We start from the raw sequence: 25,660 nt of genomic DNA, 5'->3' as shown, positions 1-25,660 counted from the left end.
TTGCTTATCCATCCTTTTCTATCATTGTATTCCATAATTTACCAATTTCTATGGAATTGAATTATCAAAAGGTATTGACGTAGAGAATATAATTCCCTATAATGCGGTATCATATGGATTTTGCGGCAGAAGAGGGAAGGAAGGATGGGATTGCGTATGGACATGACCGGGATTTATCAGGAGATCGCCCGTAAGAACGGTGTGAGTGTTGCGGAAGTAAAAGCAGAGATACAGACTGCCATTGCGGCTGCCTGTCATGGCTTTCCGGAAGGTGTCGCTGGAATGCCAGACTGGCGCCGGAAGATGGCACCGGAAGGAAAGATACCTGCGCCAGAGGAAGTCGTTGGTTATGTGATACAGCAGATTCACGGAGAGGAAACATTGAAAAACGATTGATATGCAGTCGGCAATGTCTTGAAAAAAGCCTTGTGTAAACAAGGCTTTTTTGTTACCCTGATAGTAAGAAAGGCTGGAAAATATGCGCAGGAAAGAAAACGTGGAAAAAAAGCTCGTGGAGAGCTTTAAAGCACTGGCGGTCAGTATGCCGGTAAAAAAGATTACGATCCAGGAGATTGCCGAGGGCGCCGGGGTTATCCGCCCTACTTTTTACAATCATTTTCAGGATAAATACCAGTTGTTGGAGCATATTTTTAAGTCAGAAGTGATTGCGCCTGTGAAACCGATGATACAGAATGATATGCTGGATGATGCGGTTGTGCTGATCTTTGTGCAGATGTTGAAAGACAGAGAGTTTTATGGGAAGGTTTACCGGCTGGAAGGACAGAACTCGTTTGAGAGCATTGTCAAGAGCAGTCTGTATGAGACATTGCTTGACTTTATTGAGGAATATTCCCATAACAAGGTGTCCCGGCATAAGCTCCTGTCACATGAGACACTGGCGAGATATTATTCGGAATTTCTGGGATTTATTGTTATTGCCTGGATACGGGATGGGATGATTGTCTCTCCGCAGGAGATGCGGGATCTGTTTAATTATATCAAAGACCATTCCCTGTATGAGATTATCAGGGAAATGGAATAAAGGAGGATGAGGTATGAATTTTTTTGACAAACTGGAAAGAACGGTGTCGGAGACCGGACAGGGGATCAGCAGAAAGGCCAAAGAACTGGCGGAACTCACGAGACTGAAAAATCTGCTTCACACCTGTGAGGAAGTCATCGATCAGAATTACCGGGAGATCGGCAGGGCATGGTATGAAGCGCATAAAGATGAGGAGAATACTGAATTTGCAGACAAATGCAGGGCGATCCGTGATGCAAGAAGCGGTGCGGATGCGCTGCGGGAACAGATCGCAGCTGTCGGCAAGGGAGAATAACAAAGAAGGGCGTATGTGTAAACGGTTACACATACGCCCCTTTTCTGACTTGGCGGATAAGGTTAAGATCTGTCGTTTACTGGGCTGGCGGCTGTACCGGTTGTTGTTCCGGTGGCTGCACCGGAGGGACCACGGTGTTCGGGTCAGTGACAACAGGTGTTTCGGTTCCGGGAACAGGGGTGTCCAGTCCGGGGATGCCTGGTACCTGATCGGCAGGTACCTGTGGAATTCCGTTCGGATTGGTGATCGTTTCCGGCAGGACGATTCCATTCTGTACTGCGTTTGCGATCAGTTCCAGTCGTTGTTGTTCAATGATCAGTTCAGCTCCCGGTTGTACGAGGAACTCCGCATTGTGTTGACATTTTTCCACATTGGCGTCTATCAGAGGGGATTCGCCTGTCTGAAGAGGATCGGTCGCCGGGTCGCCCGCGGTCGTGGATTTTTTACCCGTGCCGCCTTCATCCGGCGGCAGTTCCAATGTTCCGGCCATTGCAAACGGACATTCATCGGAGGCGGGCAGCATACTGTAGGCGCATACCATGCCGGAATAATGTACATCACAGCTCTCGGAAGGGACGGTACCCTCGGCAAAATATTCGCTCTTCAGAGTGGAGTTGCACAGCCCTGCGACGGGCAGCTTGCCCGATCTGCTGCATACGGTGGCGCTGACAATGCCGGAGGGACGTACGAAAGATTCGTTAGGCAGTCCCTCATGGATCTTAGACATCACCGAACGCCATAATACTTTTGCAAGATTTTTTTCTGATCCGGTCAGTTTCGTATTGTTATCGTAGCCTGCCCATGTGGTGGCCGTGTAATATGGGGTATAGCCGGCAAACCATACGTCATTATAGTCAGAGGTAGTACCTGTCTTACCGGCGATCGCCATGTTGCCAAAGTTGACGGAACCGCCGGTGCCGGAGGTGACGACATCTTCCATGGCATCAGTCAGCAGATAGGCGGTCGTTTCTTTGATTACCCGGTGATTTTCCGGTTTGGTATTGTCAAGAATCAGTTTTCCGTCATGGTCTACGACCTTTGTATATAAGGTGGGTTTATAATAGATCCCACCGTTGGCGATGGCTGCATAGGCAGCGTTCAGTTCCTGATTGGTGACGCCCTTTGTGATCCCGCCGAGAGCCAGTGACTGCTGAATATCGGAATAAATCTGCCCGTTGACTTCATAGCGGTCCACGACAGTAGTAAATCCAAAGTTGATCAGGTAGTCGAAGCCAAGCTGAGGCGTGATCTGTGTCAGCGCCTTGACGGTGACAATATTTAAGGAATCGCGGATGCCGTCGCGCAGGGAGCATAGACCACGATAGCCGGAGCTGTACCAGTTCGAGACCGGACGTCCGTCCGCATAGCTGTAAGGCGCATCGTTCTCAACCGTGGCCAGCGTCATGCCGGCGCTGTCCAGAGCGGGAGCATAGGTGGAGACGATCTTAAATGTGGAGCCGGGCTGGCGGGAAGTATCGGTTGCGCGGTTGAGCGTCCGGCTGGCCTCCTTTGTGCCTCTGCCGCCTACCATGGCCACTACATAGCCCGTATTCTGATCCATGACAGTGAGCGATACCTGCGGCTGGGGCGTCAGAGAAACCTTTTCCCCGATTGCTTCATCTCCGGAACCGATCACAGCCTCCTTGTAGGCTTCAATGGCCGCGTATGCGTCTTCCTGTGAAGCATAGAGCATATTGAATGATTTTTTCTCCTGCTGGAAATGTGCCTTAAACATTTCAGAGCTGTGGTTTTCCACTTCTCCGTTCGCCTTTTTTACGGACAGTTCGTAACTGAGCAGCCATTTGGTGTCGGCAGGGAAGTTGTCCGGATTGCTGAAAGCCTCGTCACAGATTGCCTGAATGGCGCTGTCCTGCGTCGTATAAATGCTCAAACCTCCGCTGTACAGCAGATTGTAAGCCTGCGTCTCGTTGTAGCCGGCTACGTTGACAAGATCGTCCAATACATCCTGAGTGAGTGCGTCCACAAAGTATGTATATACGGAATCCTCCTCGGATTCTTCATTGACAGTCTGAATGCGGGAATAGACGTCATCCTCGATCGCCTCGTCGTATTCTTCCTGCGTGATATATCCCTGCTCCAGCATATGAGAGAGGACGGTTCTCTGGCGCTTTTCGTTCTCCTCTGGATGGGAGATCGGGTTATATCTGGAAGGATTCTGGGTGATGCCGGCGATCACGGCACATTCCGAGAGTTTGAGCTGGTAGACCGGCTTGCCGAAATAGCGCAGGGACGCTGCCTGAACGCCGAGCGTATTTTGTCCAAGGTTGATGGTATTCATATAATTTTCGAGGATCTTGTCTTTATCCATCACCTTTTCCAGTTCAAGCGCCAGATATTGTTCCTGCAGCTTTCGCTTGATACTCTCGATGGTCGTCTCGTTCGTCCAGCCCTCAAAGACATTGTTTTTTAATAACTGCTGGGTAATCGTGCTGGCGCCCTGAGACAGGTCTCTGTTTTTAATGGCGATGACGCCCGCACGGATAATGCCTTTGATGTCGATGCCGTTGTGCTCATAAAATCGTTCGTCCTCGATGGCCACAAAAGCGTGTGCCAGATCTTCCGGAATCTGTTCCATTGTCACCGGAATACGATTGGAGTCCGCTGCCACCAGCTTTGCCAGTTCATGTCCCTCCGAGTCATAGACGAAGGTGGAAAAGCCGGAAGGCGACACGTCGATATGAGAAATATCGGGTGCGGAACTTAAGATTCCTTTAAATACGCCGAGCCCGGCGCTGATGCCGATGACAGTGACGGCAATGATGCTCACCAGTATGGCTTTCGTTATAAGAAGAGTCAGTTTGCGCCCCAGTTTGGTCGAAGTGGAATGAAGTGATTTTTGCTTTTTGCGGATCCCTTTCTTTCCATAATTCATGTATCATGCCTCCTAAATTTATATATGGCTTATGTCTGCAATCCGCAGACAATACCCGCCTGTTCTCTCTGCTTTCCGGTTTCCATGAGGCCGACGGCCTGTCAATAGATTATATCAAAATGAGAACGGTAAATAAAGGATTTTTATAATATTTAAGGATTATTCACAAATTTCTGTATTTTTATTCCGGTTTTAGAGGGTGGCAGAGGAAAGTAAAATTATCTGGAAATTTTGAAAAAAAAGGGGAAACGGAGTAAAAAGAGGTTGTATGAGCGGACGAAAAGTACTATAATTATCATATCAATAGCCTAAATCGGTTCTTGAGCTGTATTCCGATAGCAGATCAGGCGAAGTGGGGCTAAATATTAAGTTAAAGAGGGAAGAGGAGGATGTAGTAATGTTTAAAAATGAAAGGATAGAGAAGCGGCTTATGAAGTCGTTTGTCTTGACGACGGCCATTACAATGATTGCCGCGATCATTGGTCTTATTGCGATGGTCGTAATGTCTATGCGGTATTCCTATGCTTTGACAAACTTCGGATTTGCACAGGGTGATATCGGAAAAGCGATGCTTTATTTTGCTGACTGCAGATCCGGGTTGCGTGCGGCGATCGGTTATGATAACGCGGATGCTATCCAGGAAGTACTGGTGCAGCATGATGATAACAAGAAGGCTTTTGAGGCGGCGTTCGTCAAAGTAGAGGATACGATCGTTTCTGACGAAGGCAGGGCATCCTATGACAAGATCAAAGGCGAGTTAGATGCTTATTGGGCTCTTGATGCTCAGATCATGGAAATTGGCGCTACCACAGACCGTGAGCAGTGTAAGATCGCACAGGATATGGCGATTAATGAGCTGGCGCCGATGTATAACTCTATTTATCTGGAAATGGAAGATCTGCTGGATGTAAAAGTGGTTCAGGGTTCGGAGCTCTCCACAATGCTCGTCATTTTGAGCTGGATAATGGGCGCCGTTATCGTTGGTGTCATCGTACTGTCGATGATTATTTCCACACGGATCGGCAAAGGGATTGCAGTGAGCATTGCCCGTCCTCTTGGACAACTCTGTGAACGTGTGAAGACATTTGCCAAGGGTGATTTCACCTCCCCGTTCCCGTCTGTAAGTACACAGGACGAAGTGGCGGATATTATCCGTGAGTCTACGGAAATGGCGGATGATCTGAGCGCGATTATCAATGATTCCGGATATGTACTGAATGAGATGGCAAATGGTAACTATAAGGTAACGAGTAAGATACAGAGCAAATATGCCGGAGAATGTAAGAAGCTGATTGATGCCATGAGAGTTATGCGCGACCGGATGTCCGGCACGTTGAGGTCTATTGAAGAGGCTTCCAGCCAGGTGTCCGCAGGATCAAGCAATCTGGCAGAGTCGTCCCAGACGCTGGCGGAGGGAGCGACGGAGCAGGCAGGCGCAGTGGAAGAGCTGCAGGCAACAATTATCAACATCACGGAGACGATGGAGCGGTGTGCACAGAGCGCGGAGGAATCCTACAGGCAGGCTGAAAAATATGCGAATGAGGCGGATAACAGCCGTGCGGAGATGAATGCCATGGTCAGCGCGATGGAGCGGATCAATGAGACATCAAAGAAGATTGGCAATATTATTTCCGAGATTGAGTCTATCGCTTCCCAGACGAATCTCCTTTCCCTGAATGCTTCCATTGAGGCTGCAAGAGCCGGAGAGGCAGGCCGCGGCTTTGCCGTTGTGGCAGACCAGATCAGACAGTTGGCAGAACAGAGTGCGCAGTCGGTTGTAGATACGAGAGAGCTGATCGAAGGTTCTCTGCAGGAAGTGGCAGAAGGAAATCATGCGGCAGAACGCGCGGCAAGTTCGATTGAACTCGTTGTGGACGGTATCAAACAGATCGCGGATACTTCCAGAGATCTGAGTAATATGTCCGCGGAGCAGGCGGAGACGATGCGTCAGGCAGAGCAGGGTGTGAGTCAGATTTCCGAAGTCGTACAGTCTAATTCCGCAACGGCACAGGAGACATCGGCCACAAGCGAAGAGCTGTCCGCACAGGCAGTGACGCTGGATGAGCTGATCGGACAGTTTGTATTGAACTAAACATCACAAGCTATCTTAAAATACATAACAAATTTATAGAAATAAGGGCAATGTCCGGTAGGGGGGGGTATTGCTCTTATTTTTATGAAAATAAGAGCGTATCTTGTAAAAACAGGTTGTTTGATGACAGAAAAAGTAATATAATAACGATAGCTGATATTGAAAGAATCGAAACATTGACAGGTACTTTCAAACAGAAGAAAAAAGGCTGAAATGCAGGATGGAAGAGGAGGAGAAATAATGTTTAAGAATGAAAGGCTCCAGAAGAGACTTACGAAGTCGTTTGTGATGGTTGCGGCGATCACGATGCTGTCTGGTATTATTGGATTGATTGCGATGGTCGTCATAACTTTCCGGTATTCTTACGCATTGGAGAACTTTGGGTTTGCACAGGGGGACATTGGCAAGGCAATGACATATTTTGCCGATACGCGGTCAGCGCTGCGGGCGACGATCGGATATTCCGATCCGGATATTGTTGCCTTGGTGCTGGCGCAGCATGAAGAGAATAAGGCGGCTTTTGAGGAAGCTTTTGCACAGGTTGAAAATACGGTTGTTTCTGCGGACGGCAGAGTGACTTATGATAAGATCGCGGGAGAACTTGACGAATACTGGAGTGTGGACGCCGAGATTCTGAAGCTGGGGTCTTCGATTTATGAAGAAGATACCGTAAAAGCGCAGCAGAAAGCGGTTGATGAACTGGCGCCTTTGTACAGTGAAATTTATGGTGATCTTTCAAGTCTGATGGATGTCAAGGTAGAGCACGGGGCACAGCTTTCACAGACACTGATGCTGCTGGCAGTTGTACTTGGTATCGTGATAGCGGTTGTAGTTGTAGTTTCGATGACGGTCGCTTCCACGATCGGCAGAGGGATTGCGGTCAGCATTGCACGTCCGATTATCCAGTTGTGTGAACGTCTGCAAACGTTCTCCAAAGGCGACTTTGCGACGCCGTTTCCGGCTGTAAATACACACGATGAAATAGCGGATATGATTAAGGAAGCGTCGGATATGGGGGCAAATCTCCGTTTGCTCATCAATGATATGGGCAATGTTCTGAATGAGATGGCCAGCGGCAATTATGTTGTGAGCAGCGCTATGCGGGACAAGTATACGGGCGAATTTGAACAGTTGATCTATGCGATGCGTGTGATGCGCGACCGGATGGCGACGACACTGCGCTCGATTGGTGACGCTTCCAATCAGGTATCCGCAGGCTCGAACAATCTGGCAGAGTCGTCCCAGACGCTGGCAGAAGGCGCGACAGAGCAGGCTGGCGCAGTAGAAGAGCTGCAGGCAACATTTATCAATATTACGGAGACGATGGAACGCTTTGCACAGAGTGCGGAGGAATCTTACAAACAGGCTGAGAAATATGCAAATGAGGCGGACAACAGCCGTGCGGAAATGAGCGCAATGGTGAACGCAATGGAGCGGATTAATGAGACATCAAAGAAGATCGGTAATATCATCTCCGAGATCGAGTCTATTGCCTCTCAGACGAATCTCCTTTCTCTGAATGCGTCGATTGAGGCTGCAAGAGCCGGAGAGGCAGGCCGCGGTTTTGCCGTTGTGGCAGATCAGATCAGACAGTTGGCAGAGCAGAGTGCACAATCGGTCGTAGATACGAGAGAGCTGATTGAAGGATCGCTGCAGGAGATTTCGGAAGGTAACTATGCGGCAGAACGCGCGGCGAATTCGATTGAGCTTGTTGTAGACGGTATCAAAAACATTGCGGATGCTTCCAGAGAGCAGAGCAGGATGGCGGAAGAGCAGGCAGAGACGATGCGTCAGGCAGAGCAGGGTGTGAGCCAGATTTCCGAGGTCGTACAGTCTAATTCCGCAACGGCGCAGGAGTCTTCAGCTACAAGCGAAGAGCTGTCTGCACAGGCAACAACATTGGACGAGTTGATCGGACAGTTTGTGTTAGAATAGGGAACATAGGTTATAAGCTGATTTATGAAATGATTGATGATACGCCCCTTCGTCGGATAAGCAAAACGCTTATTTGTACGAATGGGCGTATTTTTGTCAGTTGTAAGAAGAAAATTTTATGGAAATTTGCCTCTTGGGAAAATAATAAAAAAGTTTGCGAACAAAGAAAATTATGGTACAATATCAAAGAGTAACTATGGAGCAAAGGAGAACGAGATGACAGTAAAAGAATGTTATGATAAGTTCGGCGGAGATTATGAAGGTGTTATTTCCAGGCTTCTCAGTGAAGAACGGGTAAAAAAGTATATGCTGAAGTTTCTGGATGACGGCAGTTTCGAGCTGCTCTGTACCTCACTGGAAGCGGGTAATATGGATGACGCATTTCGTGCGGCGCATACATTGAAGGGCGTGTGTCAGAATCTGGGGTTTGAGAGATTGTATGTATCTTCTGATCAACTGACGGAACTTTTGCGTGACAGGGAGAAACATGATGTTTCGGAGCTGTTAAAAAAGACAGAGGAAGATTATATGACGACAATATCTGCAATTCGGATGTTGCAGGGATGACGGTATTGGTAAAGGAGTAGTAAGGGGAATATGAGAGATAAAGTTTTGATAGTGGATGATTCGAGACTGAATCGGGACATATTAGAAGAAATTCTGCTGGAGGAATATGCTGTCTTACTGGCAGAGGACGGAAAGACGGCACTTGCACTTCTGGAGGAGCATCACGATGAGATTGCTACTGTCCTGCTCGACCTGCTCATGCCGGAGATGGATGGATTTGAAGTGCTGCAGATCATGAAGGAAAAGGGATGGATGGAAAAGATACCGGTTCTCATTATCAGCGGTGAGACTTCTGTCCAGACGGAAAAGCAGTGTTTTGACATGGGCGTATCGGATTTTATCAAGAAACCATTTGATAATACGATCGTAAAAAAGAGAGTGAACAATATCACCAGTCTTTTTCAGTATCAGAACAATCTGGAAGAAAAAGTGGAAAAGCAGACGCAGGCGCTGCGTATGCAGTATGATCTGTTGCAAATGCAGGCCGATAAGCTCAACAGGAGTAATGAGAGCATTATCGAAATACTCGGTACGGTAGTGGAATACAGAAATCTGGAGAGTGGTGAGCATATCAAACGGGTGAAAGGCTTTACCCGTATTCTCGCCCAGGAAATGATGATACAGTATCCGGAGTATGGGTTGACGCCGGAAGAGATTGAAGTGATCGTAGTGGCAAGTTCACTTCATGACGTGGGGAAGATTGTTATTCCTGATGATATTCTTCTCAAGCCGGGAAGGCTGACGAAGGAAGAATTCGAGATCATGAAGTCCCACACGACGCGGGGCAGTGATATGCTGGCGAACTTTATCGGAATCTTTGAAAAAGATTATGAGCGGATCAGCTATGAGATATGCAGATACCATCACGAGCGTTATGATGGAAACGGGTATCCGGACCGTCTGGTGGGAGAGGAGATTCCGATCTCAGCACAGCTTGTGTCGGTGGCGGATGTGTACGATGCGCTTGTCAGTGAAAGAGTGTACAAGAGCGCTTTTTCCAGGGAAGACGCGTTCCATATGATCGTAACGGGGGAATGCGGGACGTTTTCGCCGAAGCTGATCGAATGTTTCCGGAATGTGAGGGAGGAGTACGAGGCTTTGGTAGACCGGCTTGGCAATTTATAAATTTTGCCGGTACATAAATACTGTGGATACCGAGAGAGGGCTACGGCATATTTATCATGAAGTTGAAAATAAGGCTTATATTGGCGGCGGTCATTACTTTTTTGACTCTGACAGGATGCAGTATGGGAGAGAAAAGGGAAAATATTGATGCAGGCATGTCTGCAATCGAGGCTCTGGACTATGAGTCGGCCCTTGCTTATTTTGAAAAAGCGCTTGTAGAGGGGGAGGACGAGGAACTGCTGTACCGGGGACAGGGTATCGCCTATATCGGTCTCACCAGGTATGAGGAAGCAGTGGAGTCGCTCGAAAAATCACTTTCTTATTGTAATGGAATGATAAGCAGTCTGCAATTTGACACGAATTATTATCTGGCAGCCGCTTATTATAAAAACGGAGATATTGACAGCGCGCTGAAAGTGTATGACGCCATTCTGGCCTTGCGGGACGATGAAAAGACAGCCTATTACCTGCGCGGTACCCTGGAGCTGGAACAGGGGAACTATGAAAAAGCGGATGAGGACTTCAGAATTGCTATTTCCTTGGACACGAAAGATTATAATTGTCTGATCAACATTTACAGAAGTCTGGAGAAGAATGGATATAAAGAAGCCGGGATCAAGTATCTCGAGGGTACTCTTGCAACGGACGGAGAGGATATGCCTGACTATGACAAAGGCAGGCTGTATTATTATCTCCAGGATTATGACAATGCGAAAAACTGTCTGGAAAAAGCGCGGGACACAGGGAGCGCGGAAGCCATTCTCTTTCTTGGCAGGACTTATGAGGCGCTCGGCGACTTTAACTATGCTTCCAGTGTTTATGCCAGCTATCTGGTGCAGGACCCGGACAACCCTCAAGTGCAGAATCAGCTCGGCATCTGCAAGATGCAGATGAACGATTATGAGGCGGCGCTGGCGGCCTTTGAGGCCGGACTTGCCAGCGAGGACAAGACTTGTATGCAGACGCTGAAATATAATGAGATTGCAGCCTATGAGAAGCTGTGTCAGTTTCAGAAGGCGGCTGCTCTGATGGAAAGTTATTTGCAGCTATATCCCGATGATGAGAAAGCAAAACGGGAATATGAGTTTCTGAAGACGAGATGAGGCAGGCTGGCCGTAATGTGGGAAATATTTGTGTCAGAAAATAAAAATGAAGGATTCCTTAATTTTTTCAGGAAGACAGGGAAATGATACGGCGAACATTGACAATGAATTTTGTGTTTGCTATTGTGTTACATAGAAGACATGTACATACATAAAGGAGGAACTATGAAACCTGGTTATAAAAAGTTTATTACGGCAGTCTGCGCTGCAGGTCTGTTTTTGGCATGCAGCCTGACAGCATTGGCAGGCAATCAGCCTAAGTTATCGGCGGAAACGAACACGGTATCTGTGACGCACGACGATACTACACAGAAAGTTAAGTTTAAGGTGAGCAACTGGAAGGGCTCAAAGGCATTTAACGTAAAGTTTGCGGTGGATGATTCCAGCGTGGTCAAGGTAGAACTCGACAGCCAGAGCAGTGATTCGTTTAAATTAAAGATCAGGGCAAAGGGAACCGGCAGCACAGTCGTAAAAGTATGGCTGGATGGTTACAGCAGAAACTGCCAGTATATCGTCGTAAATTCTATCTATTACCAGAGAGACAACGAGGACGGTTATTCGGTAAGGCATTACGGGTATATGACAGGCAGTAAAGGCGAGGCGGCAAAGATCGACGACTTTGAGATTGAGAATGTAAACGGGGAAGATCGTCTCTATGTGTATTTTACCTTGAAAGACAAAGGATTTGGCGATGGGAGTACGATTGAATTCACAGCGAAATGTGAGGAAGAGGACGGAGATGCGCTCGGTAATGTAAAGGCAACGGCCAGTGGCATGGTGGAAGGCGGAAGCGGCTATAAAGTATATTTCAAGCTCCCGAACAAGACGGCGGTTATCAAACTGGTGAACGATGACCTGTAATTGTAATAGAGGTAACATCAAAAGCGCGTGGGCAGAAGAAGGCTGCGCGTTTTTTGATATACAGGAGGCAGACCGCCGGAGCGATCCGCCCGGATGGAAAAACTGAAAATATTGAGAAGGAGAACACAATGATTGAGAAACTGATCGCGGGAATCAAAAAGACAGGAGCGCCCATTGTCGTGGGACTGGACCCAATGCTGTCCTATATTCCGGAACAGATTACAAAGAAAGCATACGAACAGTATGGAGAGACATTGCAGGGGGCGGGGGAGGCTATCTGGCAGTATAACAAAGGGATCGTAGACGCGGTCTGCGATCTCGTTCCGGCTGTAAAGCCGCAGATCGCCATGTATGAACAATTTGGCATTGAAGGGCTTCTCGCATTTGCAAAGACAGTAAAGTACTGTAAAGAGAAGGGTCTGGTCGTGATCGGCGACATCAAGCGGGGAGACATCGGTTCCACTTCGCAGGCGTATGCAGCGGGCCATCTGGGCAAAGTACAGATAGGAGCCAATAAGTATTACGGTTTTGACGAGGATTTTGCTACCGTCAATCCTTATCTTGGCAGCGACGGCATAAAACCTTTTATCGACGTGTGCCGGGAGGAGAAGAAAGGGATCTTTGTGCTTGTGAAAACATCCAATCCGAGCAGCGGTGAGTTTCAGGACCGTATTGTGAAGGGAACAGAGGAAGCAGCGGACACCATGGGTCTCTCCGCCGACCGGCCGCTGTACGAGATCGTCGGTGAGCAGGTGGCGAAGTGGGGCGAGACACTGATGGGCAAGACATACAGTTATGTGGGGGCGGTCGTAGGCGCTACCTATCCCGAAATGGGGAGGATACTGCGCAGCATCATGCCCAAATCCTTTATCCTTGTGCCGGGCTATGGGGCGCAGGGCGGCAGGGGCGTCGATCTCGTACACTTTTTCAACGAGGATGGGCTTGGCGCGATCGTTAATTCTTCCCGCGGAATCATTGCCGCCTATAAGCAGGAGAAGTATGCGTCTTTTGGCAGTGCCAACTATGCGGACGCGGCGAGAGCCGCGGTGCTTGATATGAAGGAAGACATTGCCGGAGCACTGGAGGGCAGGCGATAATACGGCCTTTTCTTTGTGTCTCAAGAATGTTTCCCACAACAGAGTAATATTGTGGTATAATATGTGCGTAAGCAATGAGCAGTGCGAAAAAAGACAGATTAGAAAATGCGTCGTACTTGTACGTAAGCATTTTTTAAGATGGCTTTTTTCATAGGGCGAATGCCCGTGAGCGAGCGAAAAGCGAGCAGCGCTGCGGGAGAGAGCGCAGGAAGCGGCTGCGGGAGAGAGCGCAGGAAGCGGCTGCGGGAGAGAGCGCAGGAAGCGGCTGCGGGAGAGAGCGCAGGAAGCGGCTGCGGGAGAGAGCGCAGGAAGCGGCTGCGGGAGAGAGCGCAGGAAGCGGCTGCGGGAGAGAGCGCAGGAAGCGGCTGCGGGAGAGAGCGCAGGAAGCGGCTGCGGGAGAGAGCGCAGGAAGCGGCTGCAGAGAGCGAGCGAAAAGCGAGCTGCGCTGCGGCTGTAGCAAAACATGTTGTAAACAAGAGTAAAACGGAGGAAAGGATTATGGCGAGATTTACATTACCGAGAGATTTATATCACGGAAAAGGCGCATTGGAGGCGTTGAAGGATTTTAAGGGGAAAAAGGCGATCATCTGCGTGGGCGGCGGTTCCATGAAGCGTTTCGGTTTTCTGGACAGAGCGAAACAATATCTGGAAGAGGCAGGCATGGAAGTGCAGCTCTTTGAAGGAATTGAACCGGACCCGTCGGTAGAGACCGTTATGAAAGGCGCGCAGGCAATGACAGAATTCGGGCCGGACTGGATCGTGGCAATGGGCGGCGGTTCTCCGATCGACGCGGCAAAGGCAATGTGGATCAAATACGAGTATCCGGATATTACGTTTGAGGATATGTGTAAAGTGTTCGGTATTCCGGAGCTGAGAAAGAAAGCAAGATTTTGTGCGATCTCTTCGACTTCGGGAACAGCCACGGAAGTGACGGCTTTTGCGGTTATTACCGATTATCAGAAGGGTATCAAATATCCGCTTGCTGATTTTGAGATCACGCCGGATGTAGCGATCGTAGATCCGGATCTGGCAGAGACGATGCCGCAGAAGCTGGTGGCGCATACGGGAATGGATGCGATGACCCATGCGGTAGAGGCATATGTTTCCACAGCGAATTGTGATTTTACTGACCCGCTTGCACTCCATGCAATCAAGATGATTCAGCGTGATCTGGTAGATTCCTATAACGGCGATATGGCGAAGAGAGATTCCATGCACAATGCGCAGTGTCTGGCCGGTATGGCATTCAGCAACGCATTGCTCGGTATCGTTCATTCCATGGCGCATAAGACGGGGGCTGTATTTGCAGACTATGGCGCGCATATTATCCATGGTGCGGCCAACGCCATGTATCTCCCGAAAGTGATCGCGTTTAATGCCAAAGATGAGACAGCAAAGGCACGCTATGGCGAGATTGCGGATTTCATGAATCTCGGCGGCGGCACTCCCGATGAGAAAGTGGAACTGCTCATCGCTTATCTGCGGAAGATGAACGACGATCTGAATATTCCGCACTGCATTAAAAACTACGGCCAGGACAGCTATCCGACGGAGCAGGGTTTTGTGCCGGAAGAAGTATTCCTGGAGAGACTGCCGGAGATCGCAGCTAACGCAATTCTTGATGCCTGCACGGGTTCTAATCCGCGCCAGCCAAGTCAGGAAGAGATGGAAAAGCTGCTGAAATGCTGCTATTATGATACGGAAGTGGATTTTTAGAATTTCCGGATGGAATTTCAATGATTTCTACATAATGAAAGTGCGAGAGCGCCGGGTGTAAAAGCCCGGCGCTTTTTCTTTTGCCGTGTTTTTCCAATAGGCAGATGCTTATCTCTGGCAGAATTTACCGCTTGATAGAGGAACGTGTGTTTGATACAATGCCTTTACAGGAGGTGAACGTACGTTTGGAACGAATTGTTTTTCATATTGATGTGAATGCGGCTTTCCTTTCCTGGGAGGCCGTTTACCGTCTGGCCCACCAGGGAGGAAGGCAGGATTTGCGGGAGACGGCGTCCGCCGTGGGAGGCGACAGCGCTTTGCGCCATGGGATTATTCTGGCAAAATCGATGGCGGCTAAAAAGTTTGGTGTGAAAACAGGAGAGGCTCTCTGGGAAGCACAGAGAAAATGTCCGTCGCTGATTCTGGTACCGCCTAATTACGGCCTGTATGAAAACTGTTCTGCGGCGTTTATGGAGGTACTGCGGGAATATTCGGATATTGTGGAGCCATACAGCATTGATGAGGCGTTCATCGATATGAGTGCGAGCTGTCATCTGTTCGGGACGCCTGAGGAGACGGCTGCACAGATCAAAGACCGCATTCGGGATGAACTGGGCTTTACCGTCAATGTAGGAATCTCAGAGAATAAGCTGCTTGCAAAGATGGCCTCGGACTTTGAGAAGCCCGACCGGGTGCATACGCTGTATCCGTGGGAGATCAGAGAGAAAATGTGGCCGCTCCCCGTAGCGGATCTGTTTTTTGTCGGGCGCGCTGCAACCGCCAGACTGTGTTCCATGGGGATTCGCACGATCGGGGAGCTGGCGGGAACCGATCCGGGGTGGCTGAAAAGCACATTGAAAAAGCAAGGGGAAGTCATCTGGAAGTTTGCCAACGGGATCGACTTCTCACCGGTGCTGGCACAGCCGCAGGCAAATAAAGGATATGGGAACAGCACGACGATACCGTATGATGTGACGGACGCAGAGACGGCGCAGCAGGTTATTCTGGCGCTCTGCGAGACACTGGGAAGCCGCCTGCGGGCGGATCAGGTGCAGGCTGGGATCGTGTCGGCAGGCATTCGTTATTATGATCTGTCGTATGCCTCCCATCAGAAAGCGCTGCAAAGCCCGACTAATGTGACAGTGGAAATCTATGAGACAGCCTGCGTTTTGTTCCGGGAATTGTGGAATGGCAGGCCCATTCGTCACCTGGGCGTGCACACGGGCCGGATCAGCAAAGCGACCTGTGAGAGGCAGTTAAGCCTGTTTGAAAAAGCGGATTATGAAAAATTCGGCAGGCTGGATCAGACTGTGGACCGGATCAGGAACCGCTTTGGCGCGGATGCCGTGATGCGGGCCGCGTTTGTGGATAAGACGATCGACCATATGAGCGGAGGCGTATCAAGAGAGAAGCGGTCCGTGGATTATGAACGGATCAGGATCGATTAGAAGAGGAGGGAGCGGCAATGGCATTTGGGATTGGCATTCATTCTTCCGGCACAGATGCGGGACCGGTCCGGGGAGTGCAAAAGAAGGTGGCCTGTGAGTGCTGGTTTACGAGTACGGGAAAAATGATACCACTCATGCTGAAGATAGAAGATGAGGAGGGAGAGATCCGCACGATCCGGGAGATCACAGTGCACTCGCGGGAGAAAAAACGCTATGCGGGAGTCGCCTCCATAGAATACGATTGTACGCTGGCGATTCATGGACAGAGGATAAGGGCCTGGCTGATTTATTATCAGTCGGAAAACCGCTGGGTGATTAATTTTCGGTAATACCGTATTCCGGTGTTGACAATCGCAGACTACTATGATAGTCTGATTACAGATAGACTATCGTAGTAGTATGAAATGAGAAAGGTGCGTACCCGTGTATGGAAGAAAAATTGTTTGATTCGGAGAGAAAAGTGATGGAAGTGATATGGAAGGAAGGTGACATCACAGCAAAAGAGATCGCGCTTATCCTTGGCCGGGAGATCGGATGGAATAAGAATACGACTTACACAGTGATCAAAAAATGTGTCAACAAAGGCTGGATCGAGCGCAGAGAACCCGGTTTTGTATGCCGGGCGAGGATTACAAAAGAGCAGGCTGTGGAAAACGATACGCAGGAATTTGTAGGCCGGGTGTTTGGCGGTTCCGTTCCTCTTTTGTTTTCTACTCTGCTGAGGCAGAAGAAACTGTCGAAGGAAGAAATTGCACATTTGAAACAGTTGATCGATGAGATGGAGTGAGTTTATGGAAATATTGCAGATGAGTTTATCCGCTTCGGTCCTGATCCTATTTGTATCGGGCGTGCGCCGCTTTTTCGGTAAAAAAGTTTCCCCGGCCATTTTGAATCTGCTGTGGGGAATCGTATGCTGTAAGCTGCTGCTGCCGTTTTCCCCTTTTTCCGTGCTGGAAAGACTGATTCCTGTGAAAGCGGTGGAGCAGGGGCCGTTTTCCGGTGCAGACACATTTTTGCAGATACCAAAATGGCAGGCGCCGGGAGGCATCGTGTTTGAGCCGGTGGCGATGGTGTCTGAGGCGTCTGCGGTTGGCCGGGGACTGTGGCTGGCGGGAGCGGTGTGCGCCGCACTCTATTTTCTTTTTGCCTATGTCCGCTGCGTACGGATACTGAGGACAGCGCTGCCGGTGGCAGACAGCTTCGCCATCGAAAGTCAGACGAGTCATATGGCAAGAAAGGTGTGTGTGCGGGTATCCGACCGGATCGATTCCCCTCTGACATACGGAATCTTTCACCCGGTCATCGTACTGCCCAAAGAGATGGACGGGAGAGACCGGGAAACGTTATATTATGTATTTGCCCATGAGCTGGCGCATATCGAGCGGTGGGACTGCGCGAGAAAATTATGCCTGACAGCGGTGATGGTCTGTCATTGGTTTAACCCTCTTGTGTGGCTGATGTATGATCTGGCCAACAGAGACATTGAGCTGGCCTGTGACGCAAAGGTAATACGCAGCGCGGGAAGAGAGCGCCGGCGCACTTATGCAGGTATGCTTCTGAGATGGGCGGAGGTAAAGCCACAGGGCGGTCTGCTCGTATCGCATTTCGTCGGGAATTTTATGGAAGAAAGGATCGTGAATATTATGAAACCGAAAAAAGTTACGGTAACAGGAGTATTGCTCTCTCTCGTAATGATGGCGGGCGCTGTGCTCATCTATGCGGCGGCCCCTGCACAGGCGCAGGAGGACGCGGAAAATGTGGAAGCCGTATTAAAGAACGCGATTAACGTCACAGAAGGAGAACAGATGAAAGCGGTAACCATCAATGTGAAGGTGCCGGGCACGGGCGCAGAGGATGACCGACAGCCGAATGCGGCTGATCCTACCTTGGGCGGTATCTTTGAGCTTTATACGCCGCAGGAATATGAGCAGGTCGTAGAGAACGTAAAGAAATACAGTGACGGCACGGAGGAGGACATCAAAAGGATGGAAGCCGATCTGGAACGTCTGCGGGCCGACAATGGCAAAGGGGAGTTTGTCATTTATAAGGGAGCGTTTGAGGATAGTTATGTGACTGACGACGGCGGCGAAGTCATGGTATCGTTTGATGCAAGCATTGTGATGGCGCCGGAGCAGATGAGCCGGACTTTTACGGCTGAGGAATACAGGGCGGCGATGGCGGATGTCGAACAGTTCCTTGCGGATGCTGTCGCAGACGGCAGAGCCACGACCGAGCAGAAAGAGAAGATCATGGCAAAAATGCAGGAAAACCTTGAGAAGTTTGACTGACGGTTTTGGAGAGAGAACATTGCTTCAGACTCCCATCACGTGGGACCATGCGGGATGAGAGCGGGAAAGGACAAAAGTACGGATGAGAGCTATGAGAACGAACAGAGAGAAAAAGGCGGAAAGAAACACAAAAGCAGGAAGAAACACAAGGACAGATCAAAAAACAGGCATCAGGATGAGACTGACGGTTTTGGCGCTGTTGTCTGCATTGCTGATGGGGCTTGTGACCGGCTGCGGCGCTGGCCCGGGCAGTGAGGAACAAGGCGGCATTGACGCCGCCGGCAGTACCGGAGCGTTGCAGGAGGAGAAGGAAACTGCGACGGCAGATATGGCCGGGCAGACGCCGCAGCCGGAGGACGGCGATATTTCAGAACCGGATGATCCGGCGCAGCCGCCGGAGGAAGGACAAAATTTGACGGAGGACGATCCGACGCTGGGCGGCATCTTCGAACTGTATACGGCGGAGGAATACGCGGAGGTAGTGGATAATATTAAGAAAAGCGGTGCGGCAACCGGGGAGGAGCTTGCATTTTATGAAGAAAGTCTGAAACGCCTGCAGGCGGACGGCGGAAAAGGGGAATTTATTATCTACAAAGGCGCATTTGAAGTTACATATGAAGTTGAAGGCGGCGGTACAGTGATGGAGGCGGTCAATCCCGACGTGATCATGAGACCGGAGCAGGTGCAGCGTGACAAACCGTTGACGGCGCAGGAATATGAAGAAATTATAGAGCAAATGGACGCCGCGCTTGATGATGTGGTCGCAGAGGGCAGACTGACCGGGGAAGAGAAACAGCGGATACTTGATCGGATGAATCAAAATCTTGCCCAAATGCAATAGGCAATCATTTCCTGTGGAATCTTTAAATATTACATGTTATTATTATTTTTGTAATAAATTTGTAACATTTAAGGAGGCAGAGAAACATGAAAAAAAGTATGATTGTATCAATGGCATTGTTGACGGCAGTCACAGTGGGGAGCATACCGGTGACTTCTTATGCGGCGGGTGGAAAGACAGGGAAATCCGTGTCTGCAGGAAGTTATCGTATCTATAGTGGTCAGGGATTGGACAGTTTGCAGAAGACGTTGAAAGAGCTTGGAGTTGCGATGGAGAATAACGCCAATGGTTGCCCGAATGTGACGATACCGGGAGGAACGCTTCCGGGAAATCCGCAGCCGCCGGTGACGGAAAAGCCGGATGTTCCGGGGCCGGAGCAGCCGGGTGATCAGGTACCTGACGGAAGTGTTCAGTCTTACGCACAGCAGGTTGTGGACCTTGTGAATGCGGAGAGAGCAAAAGCAGGTCTGTCTGCACTGACCGTACAGACGGACGTGACGGCAGCAGCAAATGTAAGAGCCAGAGAAATCAAACAGCAGTTTTCGCATACGAGACCGAACGGAAGTAATTTCAGTACGGCGCTGCAGGAGCAGGGCGTGTCCTACAGGGGAAGCGGTGAGAATATCGCCTATGGACAGCGTACACCGCAGCAGGTCATGGAAGGCTGGATGAACAGCAGCGGACATCGTGCCAATATTCTGAATGCCAACTATAAAAACATCGGGGTAGGATATTACCAGGATGAGAACGGCACAGGCCACTGGGTACAGCTTTTCACATATTAAGAACAGGAATCGGTGATCTTGGATACATAGATTCACAGATTACGGATCGGAAGAAGACCAGCTTTTCCGGCTGCGTGCAAGACACCGGAAAGGCTGGCCTTTTTTATGATTATCAGTTATACTTTGGGTATTAGATGTTTGTCCGCCGAGGGTAGGGAGCTGCAATGAAAACGATCCACAGCATACTGTCAACAGGATGATCAATTTACAGACTAAGCCGTGTGCACGGAGAAAAGGAGACGGGATATGAAATACAGACAAATTATTTTTGATATAGACGGGACTTTGATCGACACGGAGTATGCCGTTCTGCACTCACTGCAGGATACGATCCGGACGATAACAGGAGCTGTGATACCGATCGAAAAGCTGACGTTCGTTCTGGGCATTACAGGGACGGACGGGCTGAAGAGACTTGAGATAGAAGATATTTCCGGGGCTCATGCACTGTGGGAAGAAAATATGCGCGCCTATACGGATACGATCACTGTATTTGACCGCATTGCGGAATTGCTCGAGAGCCTGTCGCAACTCGGGTACCGAATGGGAATCGTCACTTCCAAGACGAGAGCAGAATACGAAGAAGACTTCTGCCGGTTTGCGATCAGCCGATATTTTGACACCGTTGTCTGTTCGGATGACACGACGCGGCATAAACCGGCGCCCGACCCGCTTCAAAAATATCTGGAGCTGTCGTCGGCAAAACCTTCCGAAGCGATCTATGTCGGTGACACGGCGTATGACAGGCAGTGCGCGGAGAGCGCCGATGTAGATTTTGTGATGGCAGGCTGGGGCAGCGCTGCCGGGAGTCTGTCATCCGGCGATCTTCTGAAAAGACCGGATGATTTGCTTCCCTTTCTGCAGGCAGCGGAGGAAACGCTGAAAAACCGTTGACACGGTCATTTTCGTATGCTATAGTTACTTAACAACTGAAAATACCCCATGAGGGAGTAGTAGGCGCGATTTGCGTGGCAAGTCAACATCCTGGCTGTTTCAGTCTGGCTTGTCTTAAATAACGAGACTCATGTATAGCTGCGAGCCGTACATGGTCTTTATGATCCAAGTATAGCTTTGGGAGCTATGCCTGGGTCTTTTCTTTTGTAGAAAAATACGAGAAAAGAGGATGAAAAAATGAATGTGATGCTGGTAGTGATTCTGTTACTCATAGGGATCGTGTTTATCGTCCGGGGCGGCGATTATTTTGTGGACGCTGCGTCGTGGACCGCGGAGGTCAGCGGTATCCCCAAACTCATCATAGGGGCAACGATCGTCAGCCTGGCCACGACACTTCCGGAGGTACTTGTCTCTCTGATGGCGGCGGGAAAAGGAAAAGTCGATATGTCCATCGGCAATGCCGTGGGAAGTGTGACGGCTAACATCGGCCTGATTATGGCGCTCTCTCTGATCTGCATTCCATTTGTGATACGGAGAAAAGACTATCTGTGTAAAGTGATCCTTCTGCTTTCAGCGGCTGTTCTCATTGTGGCATCGGGGCTGCGGGGACAGATGGACCCGGTGATCGCCGCCGCCATGTTTGTAATCTTTGTCGTGTTTTTCTGGGAGAATGTTGCGCAGGCGAGACGCGCTATGAAAGAAGAGGGTGAAAAGGCAGAGGTTCAAAAAAGGCGGACCATTGGCAGAAGAGAAGTGGTGGTCAATATTGTCAAGTTTGTCGTCGGCACAGTCGGCATCGTCTGGGGCGCAGATCTTCTCGTGGACAATGGGAGTGAGCTGGCGCGGCTGGCCGGGATCTCAGAGCGAGTGATCGGTATCACGATCATTGCCATTGGCACTTCCCTGCCGGAGCTGATCACAACAATCACCGCAATCCTCAAAAAGCAGTCTTCCTTATCTGTAGGAAATATTATCGGCGCCAATATCATAGACCTGACGCTCATATTGCCTCTCTGTGCGCTTGTGTCCGGCAAACCGCTTCCGATTACGGCATCATTTGCGCTCTTTGATCTTCCGGCCTGTCTGCTTGTGAGCTGCATCGCGCTGCTCCCGGCGATGATCTTTAAGAAATTTCAGAGGTGGCAGGGTGTGTTTCTGCTTGTCGTCTATGGCGGGTATCTGCTGGTATCGTGCACGGCCTGACGGGAGACTGTCCGTTGCCATGCGGACTTACAGTGACTTCTATTATCTATATGGACAGATGTAAATATTTTCCGTTTTCCTACCGATATGTTAAATAGAATAGTATCTGCAGGCGCGCGGAGCGATCTGCGCGGTCGCCGCAAAAGGATTTGCGGGAGAAATTCAGGGAGGATGATGGATATGAATCATGCACCGGTTATGACTGAAAACAGTCAGGCGGCTGCACCGGAATATTTCGCCACTCAGGGAAATAAGAAAAATAACAAGGCGAATTATGGAAGAACGGTGGGAGAGCCGCAGCTGAGTGAGAAGGCGGAGCAATATTACAGCGAACTGAAAAAGAAATACGGCAACATGGACTTTATACTTGTGAGCCGTGACATGAAGGCGCAGACACATGCGCAGGCTGCCACGTATGGCAATCCAAGCCGGATGGTCGTTCTGATCGACGAGGACAAGATCGAGCGGATGGCAGAGGACGAAAACTACAGGAAACATTATGAAGGCATCATACAAAATGCGGCATTGCAGATGGAACGGTCAAAGGCAAAGCTGGGGACGAATGCCGGCAGTGTGAAGTCAGGCGGGGTCAATGCCAGTGGCAGCGGGCCAAGTTCGTTCTTTGCGGCGGTCGACAAAGCGTTTGCCGCACAGCAGAAGATGATCAAAAAGAAAGCGGAGAAAAAAGCCGCAGAAAAGAAAAAAGCAGCCAAAGAGGCCGGGAAAAAGCGCGCGGAGCAAAGGCTCGAGAAGCGTGCGGAAAAGAAAAGTGCCGAACAAAAACGTGCGGCTCAGAAACAGGAAGCCGCAGAGACGGAAGCGAAACGCCTGGAAAACAGAGAGGAGATTGTCACCGTAACAGCGGTATCCGCGGAGGAACTGGTCGACAAGATCAATGATGTTTTGTTTGAAGGCATGAGTGATTCCGTGTTTACCGAGGAAGAGATGATGGTAGGCCAGCATTTCGATTCGCGGTTTTAGAGACAGGGGGCGTCATGATGTGGATGACAGATATGCCGCAAGGCGCGAAGGCGGTCCGGGCATCGCAGGCATCCCGAGGTGTCTCACACGGAGCCGGGCAGGAGAGGACGGCATCCTGCGGTAGTGCGCATAGCGTCAATGGCGTAGCGCCAGAGGGTGGAAAGACCGTCAGCGGTATGACCATGCAGGGTGGGAAGGCTGTCAGCGGTGTGACAATGCAGAGCGCAAAAGACGGCGTCGATCTGCGGATTTCTGAGATGATGCAGAAGATGTATCAGGAGCAGGCAGACCGGATGCGGGAATCCGGTGAGACAACGCAGGATGCACTTGTCGACATCGGTAAAGTGATGGAGACTGCCAGAAGGATCGCCCGAGGAGATAAAGTGCCGTCCCGGGATGAAAAGAAGCTGATCGAGTACAGTCCGGATCTGTATCAGATGGCGAAGTCGGCGGCGATGTTAAATGCCAGGAAGAAGCATAAAAAACACAAGTCGTTATATGAGGACGAGGACGGCAGTACGATCGAAGAAAAATTGCGGGAACTGTTCGACGAGGACGGAGAACAGTCACAGAGTATGGAGGATATATAAAATGAACGGAATCAATGGGTTTCATGTTTACCAGAGTGACTTTGTGAAAGGTCTGACACAGGGATCATATGAGAAAAAGGCAGCAAACGGTGCGGAGACGAAACATACGCAGAACAAAAAGGGCGCGAACGAGGCAAACGGGGTAAAAAAGGGCCCTGCTCTGAGCGATGATGCGCAGGATATGCTGGAGCGTCTGAAAGAAAAATACAGCAACATGGACTTCATCGTGGCCAACTATGACAGCGATGAGGAAGCGCAGAAATATCTCGCCGGAGGGACGAAAGAGTACAGTGTGCTGATGGAGCCTGAAGTACTGGAGGAGATGGCTGCGGATGAGAAGGCAGAAAAGAAATATACGAATATGATTGAGGAAGCGACTGCGAAACTGTCCGACATCAAAAATCAGTTGGGCGATGAGGAAGATACGGTTACCCGTCTTGGAATCTCTTTCGGCAAAGACGGCAGCGTCTCTTATTTCGCAGAACTGGAGAAATCCGGGGAGAAACAGCGGGAGAGGATCGAGAAGTCAAGAGCTGAGAAGAAGGAAGCGGCGAAAAAGGCAGAGAAGGCCGAGGACGAGAAGCGCAGGGCAGATCTCACAGAAAAGACGAAAAGAGTCAGGGTATCCGCAAAATCTGCCGAGGGACTTCTTGATAAAATACGAAACGTGGACTGGGACAGCATCAGACCGCAGCAGCGGGAGACGATAGGGAGCATCATTGATTACGGCGCATAATTGCGACCGACCTGTTCCCAGTTGATAATATGGAACCAATCTTTGACATAGGCTTCGCGCATATTATAGTGTGTCAGAAAATAGGCGTGTTCCCATACATCGAGAGCCAGCAAAGGTTTGACATTAAAAAGAAGCGGGGTGTCCTGATTGGTGGTCGTTCTGATCGCCAGTCGGTTCTCCGCATCAAGGATCAGCCAGGCATAGCCGGAACCGAATACGGATAGAGCGGCGTTGGTGAATACTTTCTGGAAGTTTTCAAAGCTGCCGAACTGCCAGTCGATGGCAGAAGCCAGCGGACCGGTTGGATGGCAGTCATCGTATTGTTTGAGATTAGAAAAATAAAAGATATGGTTGTATACGCCGCCGGCATTATCCCGTACGGGAGTCTGCAAGTGTGAGGGCATACATTCCGCATATAAGACCAGTTGTTCGAGAGACATTTTCTGATATTCAGGACAGTCTTTCAGCAACTGGTTTAAATTTTCCACATAACCCTGCAGTACCCGATTGTGATGGACTTCCATCGTTCTCTTATCAATGTAGGGACTCAACGCGTCATAGCCGTAGGAGAGGGGACAGTTGACAAAGGGATAGTTTTCGTTCAAAGGTCAGTCTCCACAAATTCTTTCTGTTTATTATATGAAAAAGAATGGGTTTTGCTATTGCCGGAAGTTTACATAGTGCTTGATGGCATCAAAGCTCTCTGCGCTGATCACATGCTCGATCTTGCAGGCGTCTTCCCCTGCGATCTGCCGGGGAACACCGAGCGATGTGAGCCAGGAGGTCAGAAATTCATGTCTCTCATAAATCATTTCCGCAATTTCCCTGCCGGTATCGGTCAGATAAATATAGCCTGCTTCCGTCATTGTGATCAGCATTTTCTCACGCAGATTTTTCATGGCGACACTGACGCTCGATTTCTTGAATTGAAGCTCTGAGGCTACATCTACGGAACGGACGACAGGAAGTTTCCTGCTCAGGACGAGTATTGTCTCCAGATAATTTTCGGCAGATTCATTATAATTCATCACACGCTCCTCCTTCCCGCCGGAATACGGCATACAGGATGGTCTGTTACACGGCGGGATTTTTTTAAGTATAGCATATATAGGCTCAGGTTTCCACTGTGGGAGGACACTTGGCACAAAAGACACCTGAATATGTTGGA

General features: G+C 49.7%; 25 protein-coding genes. 22 read left to right on the top strand and 3 right to left on the bottom strand.

Going from position 1 to position 25,660, the window contains the following annotated elements; all coding sequences use genetic code 11:
• Window positions 1–144 precede the first annotated feature (144 nt).
• From V1224_11530 to V1224_11520, 3 genes are all read left to right on the top strand, one after another.
• Window positions 145–396: a hypothetical protein gene (locus tag V1224_11530; protein WWR15110.1), complete on the top strand. Its 252-nt coding sequence runs from the start codon at window positions 145–147 to the stop codon at window positions 394–396.
• Between the two features lie 82 nt (window positions 397–478).
• Entirely contained in the window at window positions 479–1,042 is a 564-nt protein-coding gene (locus V1224_11525) for a TetR/AcrR family transcriptional regulator C-terminal domain-containing protein (protein WWR15109.1), read from the top strand.
• Window positions 1,043–1,055: 13 nt separating this feature from the next.
• Complete coding sequence (locus V1224_11520) at window positions 1,056–1,337, top strand: hypothetical protein (GenBank protein WWR15108.1); 282 nt, start codon at window positions 1,056–1,058, stop codon at window positions 1,335–1,337.
• A 76-nt stretch (window positions 1,338–1,413) separates the two neighbouring features.
• On the opposite strand, the gene V1224_11515 is transcribed toward V1224_11520, so the two are convergent.
• Window positions 1,414–4,230 carry a PBP1A family penicillin-binding protein gene (locus V1224_11515; GenBank protein ID WWR15107.1) on the bottom strand — a complete coding sequence of 939 codons (2,817 nt, stop codon included), beginning with the start codon at window positions 4,228–4,230 and terminating at the stop codon, window positions 1,414–1,416.
• A 397-nt stretch (window positions 4,231–4,627) separates the two neighbouring features.
• Between V1224_11515 and V1224_11510 the strand changes: the two genes are divergently transcribed.
• The 19 genes from V1224_11510 to V1224_11420 all read left to right on the top strand — a co-directional run bounded on the left by V1224_11510 (window position 4,628) and on the right by V1224_11420 (window position 24,492).
• Window positions 4,628–6,322, top strand: a complete 1,695-nt coding sequence (locus V1224_11510; GenBank protein ID WWR15106.1) for a methyl-accepting chemotaxis protein — start codon at window positions 4,628–4,630, stop codon at window positions 6,320–6,322.
• Between the two features lie 240 nt (window positions 6,323–6,562).
• Window positions 6,563–8,257 carry a methyl-accepting chemotaxis protein gene (locus tag V1224_11505; protein ID WWR15105.1) on the top strand — a complete coding sequence of 565 codons (1,695 nt, stop codon included), beginning with the start codon at window positions 6,563–6,565 and terminating at the stop codon, window positions 8,255–8,257.
• A gap of 216 nt (window positions 8,258–8,473) precedes the next feature.
• On the top strand, window positions 8,474–8,824 hold the full coding sequence (locus V1224_11500; GenBank protein WWR15104.1) for an Hpt domain-containing protein: 351 nt from the start codon (window positions 8,474–8,476) through the stop codon (window positions 8,822–8,824).
• A gap of 30 nt (window positions 8,825–8,854) precedes the next feature.
• Complete coding sequence (locus V1224_11495; GenBank protein WWR15103.1) at window positions 8,855–9,949, top strand: HD domain-containing phosphohydrolase; 1,095 nt, start codon at window positions 8,855–8,857, stop codon at window positions 9,947–9,949.
• A 56-nt stretch (window positions 9,950–10,005) separates the two neighbouring features.
• Complete coding sequence (locus tag V1224_11490) at window positions 10,006–11,052, top strand: tetratricopeptide repeat protein (protein WWR15102.1); 1,047 nt, start codon at window positions 10,006–10,008, stop codon at window positions 11,050–11,052.
• Between the two features lie 165 nt (window positions 11,053–11,217).
• Entirely contained in the window at window positions 11,218–11,913 is a 696-nt protein-coding gene (locus tag V1224_11485; GenBank protein WWR15101.1) for a hypothetical protein, read from the top strand.
• A 128-nt stretch (window positions 11,914–12,041) separates the two neighbouring features.
• Window positions 12,042–13,010: an orotidine-5'-phosphate decarboxylase gene (gene pyrF / locus V1224_11480; protein ID WWR17475.1), complete on the top strand. Its 969-nt coding sequence runs from the start codon at window positions 12,042–12,044 to the stop codon at window positions 13,008–13,010.
• A 498-nt stretch (window positions 13,011–13,508) separates the two neighbouring features.
• Window positions 13,509–14,726, top strand: coding sequence for an iron-containing alcohol dehydrogenase (locus V1224_11475; protein WWR17474.1), 1,218 nt, complete (start codon window positions 13,509–13,511; stop codon window positions 14,724–14,726).
• A 185-nt stretch (window positions 14,727–14,911) separates the two neighbouring features.
• A complete protein-coding gene (locus tag V1224_11470; GenBank protein ID WWR15100.1) occupies window positions 14,912–16,174 on the top strand; it encodes a DNA polymerase IV in 1,263 nt (420 codons plus the stop codon).
• Between the two features lie 17 nt (window positions 16,175–16,191).
• A complete protein-coding gene (locus tag V1224_11465) occupies window positions 16,192–16,503 on the top strand; it encodes a hypothetical protein (protein ID WWR15099.1) in 312 nt (103 codons plus the stop codon).
• A gap of 98 nt (window positions 16,504–16,601) precedes the next feature.
• Window positions 16,602–16,961 carry a BlaI/MecI/CopY family transcriptional regulator gene (locus tag V1224_11460; protein WWR15098.1) on the top strand — a complete coding sequence of 120 codons (360 nt, stop codon included), beginning with the start codon at window positions 16,602–16,604 and terminating at the stop codon, window positions 16,959–16,961.
• Window positions 16,948–18,462 carry a M56 family metallopeptidase gene (locus V1224_11455; GenBank protein ID WWR15097.1) on the top strand — a complete coding sequence of 505 codons (1,515 nt, stop codon included), beginning with the start codon at window positions 16,948–16,950 and terminating at the stop codon, window positions 18,460–18,462. The genes V1224_11460 and V1224_11455 overlap by 14 nt, the downstream gene beginning before the upstream one ends.
• Before the next feature lie 91 nt (window positions 18,463–18,553).
• Window positions 18,554–19,303, top strand: a complete 750-nt coding sequence (locus tag V1224_11450; GenBank protein ID WWR15096.1) for a hypothetical protein — start codon at window positions 18,554–18,556, stop codon at window positions 19,301–19,303.
• A gap of 86 nt (window positions 19,304–19,389) precedes the next feature.
• Window positions 19,390–20,088, top strand: a complete 699-nt coding sequence (locus V1224_11445) for a CAP domain-containing protein (protein ID WWR15095.1) — start codon at window positions 19,390–19,392, stop codon at window positions 20,086–20,088.
• A gap of 246 nt (window positions 20,089–20,334) precedes the next feature.
• Window positions 20,335–20,982, top strand: a complete 648-nt coding sequence (locus V1224_11440; GenBank protein WWR15094.1) for an HAD family hydrolase — start codon at window positions 20,335–20,337, stop codon at window positions 20,980–20,982.
• A 237-nt stretch (window positions 20,983–21,219) separates the two neighbouring features.
• Entirely contained in the window at window positions 21,220–22,185 is a 966-nt protein-coding gene (locus V1224_11435; protein ID WWR15093.1) for a calcium/sodium antiporter, read from the top strand.
• Between the two features lie 171 nt (window positions 22,186–22,356).
• Entirely contained in the window at window positions 22,357–23,166 is an 810-nt protein-coding gene (locus V1224_11430; protein ID WWR15092.1) for a DUF6033 family protein, read from the top strand.
• Window positions 23,167–23,180: 14 nt separating this feature from the next.
• Complete coding sequence (locus V1224_11425; GenBank protein ID WWR15091.1) at window positions 23,181–23,756, top strand: hypothetical protein; 576 nt, start codon at window positions 23,181–23,183, stop codon at window positions 23,754–23,756.
• A gap of 1 nt (window position 23,757) precedes the next feature.
• Window positions 23,758–24,492 carry a DUF6033 family protein gene (locus V1224_11420; GenBank protein ID WWR15090.1) on the top strand — a complete coding sequence of 245 codons (735 nt, stop codon included), beginning with the start codon at window positions 23,758–23,760 and terminating at the stop codon, window positions 24,490–24,492.
• Here V1224_11420 and V1224_11415 read toward each other — a convergent pair.
• Window positions 24,480–25,097 carry a superoxide dismutase gene (locus tag V1224_11415; GenBank protein ID WWR15089.1) on the bottom strand — a complete coding sequence of 206 codons (618 nt, stop codon included), beginning with the start codon at window positions 25,095–25,097 and terminating at the stop codon, window positions 24,480–24,482. The two genes, V1224_11420 and V1224_11415, sit on opposite strands and share 13 nt — an antisense overlap.
• Window positions 25,098–25,151: 54 nt before the next feature.
• Window positions 25,152–25,520 (bottom strand): metal-dependent transcriptional regulator, encoded by a 369-nt coding sequence (locus V1224_11410; GenBank protein ID WWR15088.1) that lies wholly within the window; start codon window positions 25,518–25,520, stop codon window positions 25,152–25,154.
• Window positions 25,521–25,660 lie beyond the last annotated feature (140 nt).

Source organism: Lachnospiraceae bacterium JLR.KK008 (genome assembly GCA_037015955.1).
GTDB lineage: Bacteria > Bacillota > Clostridia > Lachnospirales > Lachnospiraceae > VSOB01.
Note: the sequence above shows the minus strand (reverse complement) of the source record. Positions and strands in the feature narration are given on the sequence as shown.